Below are 16,244 nucleotides of genomic sequence, written 5' to 3' on the forward strand. Positions count from 1 at the left end.
GTGTATTTACCCATAGATCCCCCAAGGGTTGGATTGGTGTCCAACTTCTTGGGGGCAGTCCAATCTGTGGGAGCTGGCTTGCCTGCGATGGGTCGCATAGCCCCACGATCTCAGCGCTGATGCAGACATTGTCGGGGCCGCTCTGCGGCCCTTTCGCGACACAAGGCCGCTCCTACACAATAGTGCGTCGCCATAGATATCTGCACAGGCCCGGACGCCATGCCCCACATCCTCATCGTCGAAGACGAAGCTGCCATTGCCGACACCCTGGTCTACGCCCTGCAGGCCGACGGCCATAGCACCGAATGGGTAACCCTGGGCAGCGCCGCCCTCGACCAGCAGCGCCAGCGCCCGGCCGACCTGGTCATCCTCGACATCGGCCTGCCCGATATCAGTGGCTTCGAAACTTGCCGCCAGCTGCGCCGCTTCAGCGAAGTGCCGGTAATGTTCCTCAGCGCCCGCGATGGCGAAATCGACCGGGTGGTAGGCCTGGAAATCGGCGCAGACGACTATGTGGTCAAACCCTTCAGCCCGCGTGAAGTGGCGGCGCGGGTACGGGCGATCCTCAAGCGCATGGGCCCCAGGGTCGAGCCCGCTGTCGAGGCCACGCTGTTCCAGCTCGACACCTTGCGCATGCAGATCACCTACCGCGGCCAGCCACTCCCCCTTACCCGCCACGAATTCCGCCTGCTGCAATGCCTGCTCGAGCAACCGCACCGGGTATTCAGCCGCGAACAGCTGCTGGACGCCGTGGGCGTGGCCTCTGATGTGGGCTACGAGCGCACCATCGACAGCCATATCAAGAGCCTGCGCGCCAAGCTGCGCCAGGTGGCCAGCGACGCCGAACCGATCCAGACCCACCGTGGCCTCGGCTACAGCTACAGCCCGGACCATGCCTGATGCGCCTGGGCATCCGGATCTTCCTGGTGTACTTCCTGTTCGTCGGGCTGGCGGGCTACTTTCTGCTCAACACGGTGCGCGAACAGATCCGTCCGGTGGTGCGCCAGTCCTCTGAAGAAACGCTGGTAGACACCGCCAACCTGCTGGCCGAGATCCTGCACGATGACGTCAAGGCCGGCACCCTGAACCAGAGCCGCTTGCCCGAAGTGCTCAAGGCCTACGGCTCGCGCAGCCCGGGTGCGCAGATCTGGGGCCTGGCCAAGAACCAGGTCAGCCACCGCATCTATGTCACCGATGCCAAGGGCACCGTGCTGCTGGACTCCAGCGGCGAGGACCTGGGCAAGGACTACTCGAAGTGGAATGACGTGTACCTGACCCTGCGTGGCCAGTACGGCGCCCGCTCCACCCGCAGCGACCCCGACGATGAAAGTACTTCGGTGATGCACGTGGGCGCGCCGATCATCGACGATGGCAAGATCATTGGCGTGGTCACCGTGGCCAAGCCCAACAGCTCGCTGCAACCGTACATCGACCGCTCCGAACGGCGCTTGCTCACCCTGGGCCTGGGGCTGATCGGCCTGGGCCTGCTGATCGGTGCTGCGTTGTCGTGGTGGCTGGCGCGCTCGCTGCGCCGGCTGGCCCGCTACGCCCAGGCGGTCAGCGAGGGCGAGCGCGCCGCCCTGCCGCACTACAAGGGTGGCGAACTGGCGCACCTGGCCCAGGCGGTCGAGCGCATGCGCACGCAACTGGAGGGCAAGGCCTATGTCGAGCGGTATGTGCATACCCTGACACACGAGCTGAAAAGCCCGCTGGCGGCCATTCGTGGCGCTTCCGAGCTGTTGCAGGGCGATGACATGCCGGCTGACCAGCGGGCGCGTTTTGCCGGCAACATCGAGCGCGAGAGCGAGCGTTTGCAGCAGATGATCGAACGCCTGCTCAACCTGGCCCGGGTCGAGCAGATGCAGGCGCTGGAGGATGAGCAGCAGGTGGCGCTGGCGGCGTTGGTGGACGAGTTGCTGTTGGCCCATGCGGCGCGTATCGAAGGTGCCGATTTGCAGGTGCGCCAGCGGGTGCCGGCTGGTTTGCGCTTGTTGTGTGACCCATTCCTGATGCGCCAGGCGCTGGCCAACCTGCTCGACAACGCGTTGGACTTCACCCCGGAGGGAGGCGCGCTGTTGTTCGACCTGGAGCGCGATGGCGAACGGGTGGCGCTGAGCGTGTTCAACCAGGGGCAGGCGATACCGGCCTATGCCATTGGGCGGGTGAGCGAGCGGTTCTACTCGCTGCCGCGGCCGGGGAGTGGGCGCAAAAGCACCGGGTTGGGGCTTAATTTTGTGGCCGAGGTGATGCAGCTGCATGGCGGGGCGTTGGCTGTGGATAACGTCGATGGAGGGGTGCGGGTGAGGTTGTGGCTGCCGGTGCGGCGTATCAGCTGACCTTGCCGGGGCTGCTGCGCAGCCCATCGCGGGCTTGCCCGCTCCCACAGTGTATGTGCCAAGCCCTGTGGGAGCGGGCGTGCCCGCGAAGGGCTGCGTAGCAGCCCCAGAAAACACTTAAATCACACACGGTCTCCACAAAGCCTCCACGCAAGGCGCAGACACTGCGCCCACTGCCACAGGAGGCCCCCATGAACAAGACCCTCGGTTTCAAACTCGGCATGATCGCTGTATTGATCTTGCTGCTGCTCGTCCCGCTACTGCTGATCAGCGGCCTGATCGGTGAACGCCAGGCCCTGCGCGACAATGTGCTGCGCGATATCGCCCAGAGCGCCAGCTTCGACCAGCAACTCAGCGGCCCGCTGCTGGTGGTGCCCTACCGCAAGTACCAGCGCCGCTGGATCGAAAAGGACGGCGAGCGCACCCAGGAAACCAGCACCATTGCCGGCCACCTGTACTTCCTGCCGGAAACCTTCGACGCCGACCTGGGCGTGGACACCGAACTGCGCGCCCGTGGCATCTACCAGGCCCGGCTGTTCCACGCCAAGGGCCGTATCAGTGGCCGCTTCAAGCTCCCGGAACGTTGGGGCATCGAAAAGGACTTCGACGACTACCGCTTCGACAAGCCGTTTTTGGTGGTAGGCATCAGTGATATCCGCGGCATCGAGAACGGCCTGGAGCTGAGCATGGGCGAGCAGAAAGTGCCGTTCGCAGCCGGTACCCGGCTCGACTGGATGCGCGGCGGCGTGCACGCCAGCCTGCCGGGGCTGGACGGCCTGCAGGCGCGTGAATTCAGCTACGGTTTCGATCTTGCACTGCAAGGCACCGGCCAGCTGCACGTGGTGCCGGTGGGCCGCACCAGCGCCGTGGACCTGCGCGCCAACTGGCCGCACCCGAGCTTCGTCGGCAACTACCTGCCCAGTCGTCGCGACATCGACGCCCAGGGCTTCACTGCCCACTGGCAGACCTCGTTCTTTGCCACCAACCTCGAAGACGCCCTGCGCCAGTGCGCCACCGTCGGGCAGTGTGCGGACTTCAGCGAGCGCAGCTTCGGCGTCAGCTTCGTCGACCCGGTGGACCAGTACCTGAAGAGCGAGCGTGCGATCAAGTACGCCTTGCTGTTCATTGCCCTGACCTTCGCCGGCTTCTTCCTGTTCGAAGTGCTGAAGAACCTCAGCGTGCACCCGGTGCAGTACATCCTGGTGGGGGTGGCGCTGGCGTTCTTCTACCTGCTGTTGCTGTCGTTGTCCGAGCACATCGGCTTTGGTTTGGCGTATGGGCTGTCAGCTTCGGCGTGTGTGCTGCTAATCGGCTTCTACCTGAGCCATGTGTTGCGCAGCCTGGGGCGTGGGGTGGGCTTTGCGGTGGGGTTGGCGGCGTTGTATGCGCTGCTCTACGGGCTGCTGAGTGCCGAGGACTATGCGCTGTTGATGGGCTCGTTGCTGTGCTTCGGCCTGCTGGGGGTATTCATGGTGCTGACCCGGCGGCTGGATTGGGCCCGGGTGGGGAGGGCGGCATGAGGGAGGACAGAGAGATCGGGCGGTGGTTGGCCCTCAGGATCGGGCAGCTGTTTCCTTTGATATCGAGGTGAGGCCTTCGCGGGCACGCCCGCTCCCACAGGTACTGCACAGCTCGAAATACTGTGAGGATCCTGTGGGAGCGGGCATGCCCGCGAAGAGGCCCTTCAGGCCACCGGAGAGGTCGCGACCATCGACGGCCGCTTGGCCACCTCGGCATACCACGCCGCCAATCCAGGCTGGTGTTCACGCCAGCCAAACTCGGGCTGGCGCAAATCCAGATACCCCAGCGCACAGGCCACGCCGATCGCTGCCAGGTCGAACCCGGACATCAACTCGGGCAAATGCTCCTGCTCCAGATTGGCCAGGCTACGGCGGATCTTGTCGCCCTGTGCCTGCAGCCAACCATCCCAGCGCTTGTCTTCAGGGCGCAGGAAGCTCTCATAGCGGCTCGACACCGCCGCATCCATGATGGCATCGGCCTGCGACACCAGCGTCATGCGCCGCCAGCGCGCCAAGCCTTCGCGCGGCAGCAGCGGCAGGCCGACGTGCTGCAGGTCGAGGTACTCGCAGATCACCCGGCTGTCATGCAGCACGGTGCCGTCTTCCAGGCGCAGGGCCGGGATCTTGCCGATCGGGTTGTCCTGGTTGAGCTGTGGGTCGCCGCTGACCGGGCTTATGTTCACCGGCTGCAGCTGCACGCGCTCAAGTTGGCCAGTCTCGTGCAACACCACCATGACCTTGCGCACGAAAGGCGACAACGGCGAGTGGAACAGAGTCATCGTGCTCATGCTTCAGTTACCCTGCAGGCTCGGTGGCAGGCACACGCCGGTACCGCCGATACCGCAGTAGCCGTCCGGGTTCTTGGCCAGATACTGCTGGTGGTAGGCCTCGGCGAAGTACACGGTCGGTGCCTGGTCGATTTCGGTGGTGATCTCGCCGAAGTCGGCCTTGCTCAGTTCGGCCTGGAAGGCGTCGCGGCTGGCCTTGGCCTGTTCCAGCTGTTCAGGGCTGGTGCAGTAGATGGCCGAGCGGTACTGGGTGCCGATGTCGTTGCCCTGGCGCATGCCCTGGGTCGGGTTGTGCAGCTCCCAGAACATCGCCAGCAGCTCGCGGTAGCTGACCTTGTCCTTGTCGAACACCACCAGCACCACTTCGGTGTGGCCGGTCAGGCCCGAGCAGACTTCTTCGTAGGTGGGGTGGGGGGTGAAGCCGCCGGCGTAGCCGACCACTGTGCTGACCACGCCTTCACGCTGCCAGAAGCGGCGCTCGGCGCCCCAGAAGCAACCCAGGCCGAAGATGGCGAAGTCGATGGCGCCTTCGAAGAAAGGGCCGAGCAGCGGCGTGTCTTTGAACACGTAGTGGAACTCGGGCAGGCTCATTGGCGTTTCGCGGCCAGGCAGGGCCTGTTCCGCGGTTGGCATGACGTTTTTGTTCACCAGGATTTCCGAACGCAGGACCATGGCCGTTCCTCTGTATGTCAGGTAGATAGGTGCTGGGGCATTCGCGGGCATGCCCGCTCCCACAGGTACAACACAGGTTTCAAGGTTTGTGGTGACCACCGTGGGAGCCACAGGTACAACACCGGTTTGAAAGGTTGTGGTGTCCCTGTGGGAGCGGGCGTGCCCGCGAAGGGGCCCGAATGGGCTCTATAGTGCCCGAGGTTTGCGCGGCTGTCAGGCCACCGGACCACGCGGATAGCGCTTCAGCCGTTCAGCCAGCTCGCGCCCCGGAATCGGCCGGTCGAACAGGTAGCCCTGGCCCACGTCGCAGCGGTGCCGACGCAGGAACGCCAGCTGCTCCGGCGTCTCGATACCCTCGGCCACCACCTTCAGCTTGAGGTTGTGAGCCATGGCCACCACCGCCGAGGTGATTTCCATGTCGTCCTGGTTGTCCGGGATCTCGTTGATGAAGCTGCGATCGATCTTGAGGATGTCGATCGGAAACTTCTTCAGGTAGCTCAGCGACGAATAACCGGTGCCGAAATCGTCCATGGCCAGGGTCAGGCCCAGTGCCTTCAGTTCATCCAGCTGGCGGTGGGTGTCTTCGGTGGCCTCCAGCAGCAGGCCTTCGGTCAGCTCCAGCTCCAGCAAGTGCGGGGGCAGGGCCTCTTCCTCGAGGATGGTGCTGATCGACGCCACCAGGTCCGGGTCGGAGAACTGCTTGGGCGACAGGTTGATGGCCACATGCAGGTTGCCCATGCCGGCCTCGCGCAGTTGCTGGCTCATGCGGCACGACTGGCGCACCACCCATTTGCCGATGGGGATGATCAGGCCGGTTTCTTCCGCCACGCTGATGAACTGGTCCGGGCGGATCATGCCGCGTTCGGGGTGGTTCCAGCGCAGCAGTGCTTCCAGCCCCAGCAGGCGGCCGCTGCGCAGGCACAGCTTGGGCTGGTAGAACACCTCCAGCTCGTTCTGGGTCAGGGCGCGACGCAGGTTGTTCTCGACGAACAGCTTGTAGCTGGCTTCGGCATTGAGCACTTCGGTAAACACCTGCACCTGGTGCTTGCCGTTGGCCTTGGCCTTGTGTAGCGCCAGGCCGGCGTTCTTCATCAGGCTGGCCGGGTCGGCGCCATGCAGTGGCGCGCAGGCCAGGCCCACCGAGGCGGTGACGTTGATCAGCTGGTTGTCGACGAACATCGGCTTGTCGAGGGTGCGCAGCAGTTGCTGGGCGACGCCCTGGCCATCTTCCAGGCTGGTGTCGTCGAGCAGTACGGCGAACTCGTTACTGGCAAAGCGCGCCAGGATACCGCCGGTGTGCAGGCTGTTGCGCAGGCGCCGGGCCAGGCTGATCAGCAGCTTGTCGCCGGTCTGGTGGCCGAGGCTGTCGTTGATGCGTTTGAAGTTGTCGATGTCCACCAGCAGCAGGCACATCGAGTATTCGCCATCGCGGGCAAAGCGCTCGTCCAGGCTGCGGATGAACGCCGGGCGGTTGCCCAGGTTGGTCAGGTTGTCGGTGTAGGCCAGGCGCTCGATGCGCTGCTGGGCCAGCTTGGTCTGGGTGACGTCTTCGTAGATGCCTATGTAGTGGGTAAGCTCACGGTTGTCGCCGTATACCTTGGAAATCGACAGCTGGCCCCAGTAGGGCTCGAGGTTCTTGCGCCGGCTCTTGAACTCGCCCTGCCAGCTGTTGCCCATGGCCAGGCTCGACGGCGAGTCGAACAGCAGCTCGCTCAGGTTTTCCAGCGCCGGCAGCTCGCCCAGGTGGCGGCCTTGCACTTCCTCGGTGCTGTACTGGGTGATGGCGGTAAAGCTGGGGTTGACGTACTCCACCACACCGTCGCGGTTGACCAGCAGGAAGGCGTTGGCGCTCTGCTCGACCGCACGCTGGAACAGGTGCAGGGCGCTGGCGGCGGTGCGCCGGTTGTGGTTGGTGATGACCTGGGCGAACTGGTCGGCCAGTTCGCCGGCAAAGGCGATTTCGTCCGACTGCCAGGCCCGTGTCTGGCCGGTCTGTTCCAGGCACAGCACGCCGACTACCTGGCCATCGACACGGATGCTGGCATCGAGCATGGCCTTGTTTTCCGGGCACATACTTTGCGCCAGGGCGCGGGTGCGCGGGTCGTGGCCGGCATTGTGGGCATCGATGGCGCGGCTGGCGTGCAGCGCGTCGAGATAATCGGGGAAGTGGCTGGCATCGATGGCTTCGGGCTGGCGGTGCTCTTGCGCGTCCCGGTACCAGGCGATGATCGGCTCCAGGCGCTGTTCTTCCAGGTGCCAGATGCTGGCGCAGTCCACCTTGTAGATCTCGCAGGCGCTCTGGGTTATCAGCTGGGCGGCTTCCCGCAGCGAGTTCCCGGCGCTGTAGCGCTGGCGGGCCAGGCGCAGGATCAGGTCCTGCTGGCCGCGTACCCTTTCCAGGTGTTCGAGTTGTTCCCGCTGCGCGCGCTGGTTCAGTTGCAGGGCCAGTTGCAGGCGGTTGTTACGCGATTCCAGGTCGCTGGCACCGGCTTCGCCGGTATCTTCGGCCTGGTCGTCGAGCACGCTCAGGTAGCCGCGCAACAGGTGGCGGTTGTGCTGCTTGTAGGCTTCCCCAGCCTCCAGCAGGCGTAGCGATGCAGTTGGCGTGTGCAAGGTGTAGCGCACGCGGTAGTAGCCGCGCTGGGCCAGTTGCAGCTGGATCTCGTCGTGCAGCCGGTAGCGGGCCTCGGGTTCCATCAGGCTGGCATAGGGCGCGTCTACCAGGGCGCACAGGTCGCCGGCGTGCAGGCCGAACTGGCGCTCGCAGGCCGGGTCGAGGTAGAGCATGGTCCAGCTGGCTTCGTTGAGCCTTTCGAAACGCAGCATGCCGAGCCGCGAGGGCACGGGTAACTGCGTGACGACCTCGGCCGCCACACGGCTGGCGGCATCGGGTTGGCTTTTCATCGAAGACTCGCTTGAAGAGGAAACGCGGCCTTGGGGGCGGCAGGTCTGGCAAGGTTGCATCATGTCCCGGGGGCTGGCAAGCAGCCATGCGTGATGCTGTGTACGGGTTATCGGCTGGCGGGTGGGAATCTGTAGTCTGGCTGATATTTCCGGGGCTGGTTTGCGGCCCATCGCAGGCGATCGCGGTACCTTGTGGGAGCGGTATTGTGTCGCGATAGGAGGGCAAAGCCCTACCGGCTTTCTCAAGGCAAAAAAAAGCCCCGCCAATCGACGGGGTTGAGGTACGAGCGTGGCAGCTCGAAAAGGGTACTGCCCCTCGCGGGGAGGGGCAGTGGGCTGCCTTACAGCAGCATGGTGCGGATATCGCCCAGCACGTCGCCCAGGCGCTTGGTGAAGCGCGCGGCGGCAGCGCCGTTGATCACACGGTGATCGTAGGACAGCGACAGCGGCAGCATCAGCTTCGGCTGGAAGGCCTTGCCATCCCAGACCGGCTGCATGGTCGCCTTGGAGACGCCCAGGATAGCCACTTCCGGTGCGTTGACGATCGGCGTGAAACCGGTGCCGCCAATGTGGCCGAGGCTGGAGATGGTGAAGCAGGCGCCTTGCATCTCGTCGGCCGACAGCTTCTTGGTGCGGGCTTTTTCGGCCAGCGCAGCCGCTTCGGCAGCCAGTTGCAGCAGGCTCTTCTGGTCGACGTTCTTGATCACAGGGACCAGCAGGCCGTCCGGGGTGTCCACGGCAAAGCCGATGTGCACGTACTTCTTGCGGATGATGGCCTTGCCGCTTGGCGCCAGCGAGCTGTTGAAGTCCGGCAGTTCCTTGAGCAGGAAGGCGCAGGCCTTGAGCAGCAGTGGCAGCACGGTCAGCTTCACGCCAGCCTTCTCGGCCACGGCCTTCTGCGCAACGCGGAAGGCTTCCAGCTCGGTGATGTCGGCGGAGTCGAACTGGGTCACGTGCGGCACGTTCAGCCAGCTGCGGTGCAGGTTGGCAGCACCGACCTGCATCAGGCGGGTCAGGGCAACTTCTTCCACTTCACCGAACTTGCTGAAGTCCACGGCAGGGATCGGCGGGATGCCTGCGCCACCGGTTGCGCCAGCGGCTGCCGGTGCGCCCGATGCCTTCTGCATCATCGCCTTGACGTAGACCTGCACGTCTTCTTTCAGGATGCGGCCGTGCGGACCGGTCGCGGCAACCGCGCCCAGGTCGACGCCAAATTCCCGGGCCAGCTGACGAACCGCCGGGCCTGCGTGAACCTTGGCGTTGCTGCCGGCAGCCGGTGCGGTAGCAACCGGTGCAGGGGCAGCAGCCGGGGCTGCAGCGGCAGGTGCGGCGGCCGGAGCCGCCTCAGCCTTGGCCGGGGCAGCAGCCGCGGCAGGTGCAGGAGCTGCAGCCGGGGCAGCGCCCGCGACTTTCAGCTTGAAGATCAGGTCGCCAGTGCCGACTTCGTCTTCCAGCTTGCACAGGACCTCTTCGACCACGCCGGCAGTCGGCGACGGGATTTCCATGGAGGCCTTGTCGGACTCCAGGGTAATCAGCGACTGGTCGGCTTCGACGGTGTCGCCGACCTTGACCAGCACTTCGATGATCTTGGCCTTGCCCGACGAGCCGATGTCCGGCACGTGGATGTCCTGCACGCTGGCGGCAGCCGGGGCTGCTGCCGGAGCAGGGGCCGGGGCGGCTTCGGCGGCCGGAGCCGGCGCAGCAGCCTGGGCCGGGGCTGCGGCCGGGGCCTCAGGGGCCGCAGCAGCGGCGCCCTCGGCTTCCAGAACCAGCAGCTCGTCGCCTTCTTTCAGGCGGTCGCCCAGCTTGACCTTCAGTTCCTTGATGACGCCGGCTTTCGGGGCCGGGATCTCCATGGAGGCCTTGTCGGACTCCAGGGTCAGCAGGCTCTGGTCAGCCTCGATACGATCACCGACCTTGACGAACAGCTCGATGATTTCACCTTCACCGCTGCCGATGTCAGGTACGCGAATGAGTTCGCTCACTTAAAAATACTCCTCAGCAGTCCAGTGGGTTGCGCTTGTCCGGGTCGATACCGAACTTGACGATAGCGTCTGCAACAACCTTTGGTTCGATCTCGCCGCGGTCAGCCAGGGCTTCCAGGGCAGCCAGCACCACGAAGTGGCGGTCGACTTCGAAGAAGTGACGCAGTTTCTTGCGGCTGTCGCTGCGACCGTAACCGTCGGTACCCAGGACCTTGAACTCTTTGCTCGGTACCCACTGGCGAATCTGCTCGGCGAACAGCTTCATGTAGTCGGTGGAGGCGATGACCGGGCCCTTGCGACCGTTCAGGCACTGCTCGACGTAGGTCTGCTGTGGCTTCTGGCCAGGCTTCAGGCGGTTGGCGCGTTCCACGGCCAGGCCGTCGCGACGCAGTTCGTTGAAGCTGGTGACGCTCCACACGTCGGCACCGACGTTGAACTCTTCACGCAGGATCTTCGCTGCTTCGCGGACTTCGCGCAGGATGGTGCCGGAGCCCATCAGCTGTACGTGGTGCGCGGCTTCGCGGGTGTCTTCTTCCAGCAGGTACATGCCCTTGATGATGCCTTCCTCGACACCGGCCGGCATGGCTGGCTGCTGGTAGGATTCGTTCATCACGGTGATGTAGTAGAAGATGTCCTGTTGCTCTTCGGTCATCTTCTTCATGCCGTCCTGGATGATCACCGCCAGCTCGTAGCCGTAGGTCGGATCGTAGGTGCGGCAGTTCGGGATGGTGCCCGCCATCATGTGGCTGTGACCGTCTTCGTGCTGCAGGCCTTCACCGTTCAGGGTGGTACGGCCGGCGGTACCGCCGATCAGGAAGCCACGGGTGCGGCTGTCGCCAGCGGCCCAGGCCAGGTCGCCAATACGCTGGAAGCCGAACATCGAGTAGAAGATGTAGAACGGCAGCATCGGCTGGTTGTGGCAGCTGTACGAGGTACCCGCAGCGATGAACGACGACATGGCGCCGGCTTCGTTGATGCCTTCCTCGAGGATCTGGCCCTTCTTGTCTTCGCGGTAGAACATCACCTGGTCTTTATCGACTGGCTCGTAGAGCTGGCCGACCGACGAGTAGATGCCCAGCTGGCGGAACATGCCTTCCATACCGAAGGTACGGGCTTCGTCCGGGATGATCGGGACGATGCGCTGGCCGATTTCCTTGTCCTTGACCAGCTGCGCCAGAATACGCACGAAGGCCATGGTGGTGGAGATTTCGCGGTCGCCCGAGCCGTCCAGGATCGCTTTCAGCGTTTCCAGTGGCGGGGTCGGTACGCTGAAGCTCTTGGCGCGGCGCTGTGGCACGAAACCGCCCAGGGCAGCACGGCGCTCGGCCAGGTACTTGGCTTCGGCAGAACCTTCTTCCGGCTTGAAGAACGGCAGGTTCTCCAGGTCGGCATCCTTGACCGGGATGTCGAAGCGGTCACGGAAGTGACGCAGGCTGTCGACGTCGACCTTCTTGGTGTTGTGCGCGGTGTTCTTGGCTTCGCCGGCACCGGTACCGTAACCCTTGATGGTCTTGGCCAGGATGACGGTAGGCTGGTCCTTGTGGTTGACCGCCTGGTGGTACGCCGCGTAGACCTTGTACGGGTCGTGGCCGCCACGGTTGAGCTTCCAGATCTCTTCGTCGGACAGGTCTTCGACCATGGCCTTGAGCTCTGGGGTGTTGAAGAAGTTCTCACGAACGTACGCGCCGTCTTTGGCTTTGTAGTTCTGGTACTCGCCGTCGATGACTTCGTCCATGCGGCGCTGCAGGGCACCGTTGGTGTCCTTGGCGAACAGTGGGTCCCAGAAGCGGCCCCAGACGACCTTGTTGACGTTCCAGCCACCGCCACGGAACACGCCTTCGAGTTCCTGGATGATCTTGCCGTTGCCGCGAACCGGGCCGTCGAGGCGCTGCAGGTTGCAGTTGATGACGAAGATCAGGTTGTCCAGCTTCTCGCGGCCGGCCAGGGCGATTGCGCCCAGGGATTCCGGCTCGTCGCACTCGCCGTCGCCCATGAAGCACCAGACCTTCTGCTTGCCGGCCGGGATGAAGCCACGGGCTTCCAGGTACTTCATGAAGCGTGCCTGGTAGATGGCCTGGATCGGGCCCAGACCCATCGAAACGGTCGGGAACTGCCAGAAGTCAGGCATCAGCCATGGGTGCGGGTACGAAGACAGGCCGTTGCCGTCCACTTCCTGACGGAAGTTGTTCATCTGGTCTTCGCTGATGCGGCCTTCCATGAACGCACGGGCGTAGACGCCTGGCGAAGCGTGGCCCTGGAAGAAGATCAGGTCGCCGCCGTGTTCTTCGGTCGGAGCCTGGAAGAAGTAGTTGAAGCCGATGTCGTACAGGGTGGCGCTGGAGGCGAAGCTTGAGATGTGTCCGCCCAGGTCCGAGTCTTTCAGGTTGGTACGCATGACCATGGCCAGGGCGTTCCAACGCACCATCGAGCGAATGCGGCGTTCCATGAACAGGTCGCCAGGCATGCGTGCTTCGTGGGTGACAGGGATGGTGTTGCGGTATGGCGTGGTGATCGCATACGGCAGCTGGGAGCCACTACGGGTGGCCAGCTCGCCCATACGGGTCATCAGGTAATGAGCGCGGTCTTCGCCTTCTTTGTCGAGGACCGACTCCAGGGCATCCAGCCATTCCTGGGTTTCGATTGGATCGAGGTCTTGCATGGCTTGCTCCAGGGCGGAAAGGCAACCAGAATCGATTGCCTGAGATTGCGACTGGCCTTATGGGCAGACGTCGTGAATTCTTGGATTACCGGGGTGTCCTCCGGCGCCGTGTAGTTTTACTACATTTGCTTTCGCATTTCATGCTTTTACACGACACGAGTAGTAGTAAAACTACATTTGTGCGACGTTTCGTCGCATGCTGGCTTGTGAGGAAAAACGTTCATGTTGGTTGGCATTGTGTCGCGAACGGGTAACTCTTGATGTTTGTTGCCAATTTTTCGTTTCTTTCAGCTATTTCCAACTTTTGTACGACAGTCCAACCGTGGTCCGGCTTCCCCTTGGCCGCTTCTTCCCCTCTATTTCACGCCGATCAAGGATAGACCATGCGCCTACCTTTGCCGTCCGATCTGCCCGCTACCCTGCAGCCGCTGGTCGCGCGCAACCAGCAATTCATCAGCGATGCGGTGGCTGCCCACCCGGAACTCGACCTCCAGGCCTGGAGCCCGCTGCACCGGCAACAGTTCGACCAGGTAGCCGCCGCCAGCGACTTCGTGCTCGGCCTGGTCCGGCGCGAGCCGGCCATGCTGTTCGGCCTGCTGGCCAGTGGCGAGCTGGATCGGCGTTACGCCGCGGGTGAACTGCGCGGGCACATTGCTGCAGCCGCCCAGGCGGCGCAGAGCGAGGACGAGCTGGCGCGCAACCTGCGCCGCGAGCGCAACCGCCAACAGCTGCGCATCATCTGGCGCGACATCACCCGCCAGGCCGCGCTGGGCGAAACCTGCCGCGACCTATCCGACCTGGCCGACGCCGCCATCGACGAAGCCTACCAATGGCTGTACCCGCGCCACTGCCAGCAGTTCGGCACGCCTGTCGGCAACCGCAGCGGCCAGCCGCAGCACATGGTGGTGCTGGGCATGGGCAAGCTGGGCGCGGTGGAACTGAACCTGTCGTCGGACATCGACCTGATCTTCGCCTTCCCCGAAGGCGGCGAAACCGAAGGGGTGAAGCGCTCGCTGGACAACCAGGAGTTCTTCACCCGCCTGGGCCAGCGCCTGATCAAGGCGCTGGACCCGGTCACCGTCGACGGTTTCGTGTTCCGCGTCGACATGCGCCTGCGCCCGTATGGCTCGGCCGGCGCGCTGGTGCTCAGCTTCAATGCCCTGGAGCAGTACTACCAGGACCAGGGCCGTGACTGGGAACGCTATGCGATGATCAAGGCGCGGGTGGTGGCCGGCGACCAGGCGGCCGGCGCGCAGCTGCAGGAGATGCTGCGGCCGTTCGTGTACCGCCGCTACCTGGACTTTTCCGCGATCGAAGCGCTGCGCACCATGAAGCAGCTGATCCAGCAGGAAGTGCGGCGCAAGGGCATGGCCGACAACATCAAGCTGGGTGCCGGGGGCATTCGCGAGGTGGAATTCATCGCCCAGGCCTTCCAGCTGATCCACGGCGGGCGAGACCTCAGCCTGCAACAGCGGCCGCTGCTGAAAGTGCTGGCCACCCTCGAGGGGCAGGGCTACCTGCCGCCAGCCGTGGTCGCCGAGTTGCGCGAGGGTTATGAGTTCCTGCGCTATACCGAGCACGCCATCCAGGCCATCGCCGACCGTCAGACGCAGATGCTGCCGGACAGCGAGACCGATAAGGCGCGGGTGGCCTACATGCTCGGTTATGCCGACTGGCAAAGCTTCCATGACCAGCTGACGCACTGGCGTGGCCGCATTGACTGGCACTTCCGCCAGGTGATCGCCGACCCGGATGATGAAGATGGCGAGGGCGAGCTGGTGGTGGGTGGCGAATGGTCGCCGCTGTGGGAGCAGGCGCAGGATGAAGATGCCGCTGGCCGTCAGCTGCAGGAGGCCGGTTTCCAGCAGCCCGCCGAAGCCCTGCGGCGCCTGGCCGCGCTGCGCTCCAGCCCGCAGCTGCGTTCGATGCAGCGGATTGGCCGTGAGCGCCTGGACGCCTTCATCCCGCGGTTGCTGGCCCAGGCTGTGGAACATGACAACCCCGACCTGGTGCTCGAGCGCGTGCTGCCGCTGGTCGAGGCCGTGGCACGCCGTTCTGCCTACCTGGTGCTGCTCACCGAAAACCCCGGCGCCTTGCGCCGCCTGCTGACCCTGTGCGCCGCCAGCCCGTGGATTGCCGAGCAGATTGCCCGCTACCCGCTGCTGCTCGACGAACTGCTCAATGAAGGCCGCCTGTTCAGCCCGCCACTGGCGCCGGAGCTGGCCAGCGAACTGCGCGAGCGCCTGACGCGCATCCCCGAGGACGACCTGGAACAGCAAATGGAGGCGCTGCGCCACTTCAAGCTGGCCCACAGCCTGCGCGTGGCCGCCTCGGAAATCAGCGGCAACCTGCCGCTGATGAAAGTCAGCGACTACCTGACCTGGCTGGCCGAGGCCATCCTCGACCAGGTGCTGGCCCTGGCCTGGCGCCAGACCGTGGCCCGCCACGGCCAGCCCAAGCGCAGCGACGGCAGCCTGTGCGACCCGGGCTTCATCATCATCGGCTACGGCAAGGTAGGTGGCCTGGAGCTGGGCCACGGTTCGGACCTGGACCTGGTATTCATCCATGACGGCGACCCGCAAGCGGAAACCGACGGGGCCAAGCCGATCGACAGTGCGCAGTTCTTCACCCGCCTGGGCCAGCGCATCATTCACCTGCTGACCACCCAGACCAACTCGGGCCAGCTGTATGACGTGGACATGCGCCTGCGCCCCTCGGGGGCCTCGGGCCTGCTGGTGAGTTCGCTGGGAGCGTTCGAGCGCTACCAGCAGAACGAGGCCTGGACCTGGGAGCATCAGGCCCTGGTGCGGGCCCGGGTGCTGGTGGGCTGCAAGCAGGTGGGCACGGCGTTCGAAGGCGTGCGCGCCAAGGTGCTGGGCCAGGCCCGCGACCTGGAAAAACTGCGCAGCGAAGTGAGCGAAATGCGCGCCAAGATGCGCGACAACCTCGGCACCAAGGCCACCGCAGCCGGTACCGCGGCCAATGCCTTCGAGGCCGGTGTGCCGTTCGATATCAAGCAGGATGCCGGCGGTATCGTCGATATCGAATTTATGGTGCAATACGCCGCTTTGGCCTGGTCCCACGACCACCCGGCCATACTCCGATGGACCGATAACATCCGCATTCTGGAAGAGCTGGAGCAGGCGGGTTTGATGCCGGCCAGTGACGCGGTGCTGTTGCGTGAAGTGTACAAGGCGTTCCGCTCGGCCTCGCACCGCCAGGCCCTGCAGAAGCAGGCCGGGGTTATCGATGCGGCGCAGTTTGCCGATGAACGCCGTGAGGTGCGGCGGATCTGGGGTGAATTGGGTTTGACCTGATACCGAGTTGGCTTCATTCGCGGGCATGCCCGCTCCCACAGGGAAAGCGCAGACCTAGAGGAC

At 64.4% G+C, this 16,244-nt stretch carries 9 protein-coding genes; 4 read left to right on the forward strand and 5 right to left on the reverse strand.

Going from position 1 to position 16,244, the window contains the following annotated elements; genetic code table 11:
• Nucleotides 1-219 precede the first annotated feature (219 nt).
• The 3 genes from creB (at nt 220) to creD (ending at nt 3,856) form a co-directional block, all read left to right on the forward strand.
• Nucleotides 220-900, forward strand: coding sequence for a two-component system response regulator CreB (gene creB / locus B2790_RS18915; protein WP_286919479.1), 681 nt, complete (start codon nt 220-222; stop codon nt 898-900).
• Entirely contained in the window at nt 900-2,336 is a 1,437-nt protein-coding gene (gene creC, locus B2790_RS18920; protein WP_013970529.1) for a two-component system sensor histidine kinase CreC, read from the forward strand. Before creB ends, creC begins: the two co-directional genes overlap by 1 nt.
• A 191-nt stretch (nt 2,337-2,527) precedes the next feature.
• Nucleotides 2,528-3,856 (forward strand): cell envelope integrity protein CreD, encoded by a 1,329-nt coding sequence (creD, locus tag B2790_RS18925; RefSeq protein ID WP_286919480.1) that lies wholly within the window; start codon nt 2,528-2,530, stop codon nt 3,854-3,856.
• Nucleotides 3,857-4,020: 164 nt separating this feature from the next.
• Here creD and B2790_RS18930 read toward each other — a convergent pair whose 3' ends face one another.
• The 5 genes from B2790_RS18930 to aceE all read right to left on the reverse strand — a co-directional run bounded on the left by B2790_RS18930 (nt 4,021) and on the right by aceE (nt 12,864).
• Entirely contained in the window at nt 4,021-4,644 is a 624-nt protein-coding gene (locus B2790_RS18930; RefSeq protein ID WP_085664116.1) for a glutathione S-transferase, read from the reverse strand.
• Nucleotides 4,645-4,647: 3 nt separating this feature from the next.
• On the reverse strand, nt 4,648-5,316 hold the full coding sequence (gene msrA / locus B2790_RS18935; protein WP_286919481.1) for a peptide-methionine (S)-S-oxide reductase MsrA: 669 nt from the start codon (nt 5,314-5,316) through the stop codon (nt 4,648-4,650).
• Nucleotides 5,317-5,529: 213 nt separating this feature from the next.
• A complete protein-coding gene (locus B2790_RS18940) occupies nt 5,530-8,220 on the reverse strand; it encodes a putative bifunctional diguanylate cyclase/phosphodiesterase (protein WP_286919482.1) in 2,691 nt (896 codons plus the stop codon).
• A 341-nt stretch (nt 8,221-8,561) separates the two neighbouring features.
• Nucleotides 8,562-10,205, reverse strand: coding sequence for a dihydrolipoyllysine-residue acetyltransferase (aceF, locus tag B2790_RS18945; RefSeq protein ID WP_286919483.1), 1,644 nt, complete (start codon nt 10,203-10,205; stop codon nt 8,562-8,564).
• Between the two features lie 13 nt (nt 10,206-10,218).
• The gene (aceE, locus tag B2790_RS18950) at nt 10,219-12,864 is read right to left on the reverse strand and encodes a pyruvate dehydrogenase (acetyl-transferring), homodimeric type (protein WP_046614465.1); all 2,646 of its coding nucleotides are present in this window, start codon (nt 12,862-12,864) and stop codon (nt 10,219-10,221) included.
• Nucleotides 12,865-13,247: 383 nt separating this feature from the next.
• Here aceE and glnE point away from each other — a divergent pair, with 383 nt between their 5' ends.
• Entirely contained in the window at nt 13,248-16,181 is a 2,934-nt protein-coding gene (gene glnE / locus B2790_RS18955; RefSeq protein WP_085664112.1) for a bifunctional [glutamate--ammonia ligase]-adenylyl-L-tyrosine phosphorylase/[glutamate--ammonia-ligase] adenylyltransferase, read from the forward strand.
• Nucleotides 16,182-16,244 lie beyond the last annotated feature (63 nt).

The sequence above is a fragment of the Pseudomonas sp. UBA6753 genome, from assembly GCF_002453565.1.
Lineage (GTDB): Bacteria > Pseudomonadota > Gammaproteobacteria > Pseudomonadales > Pseudomonadaceae > Aquipseudomonas > Aquipseudomonas putida_Z.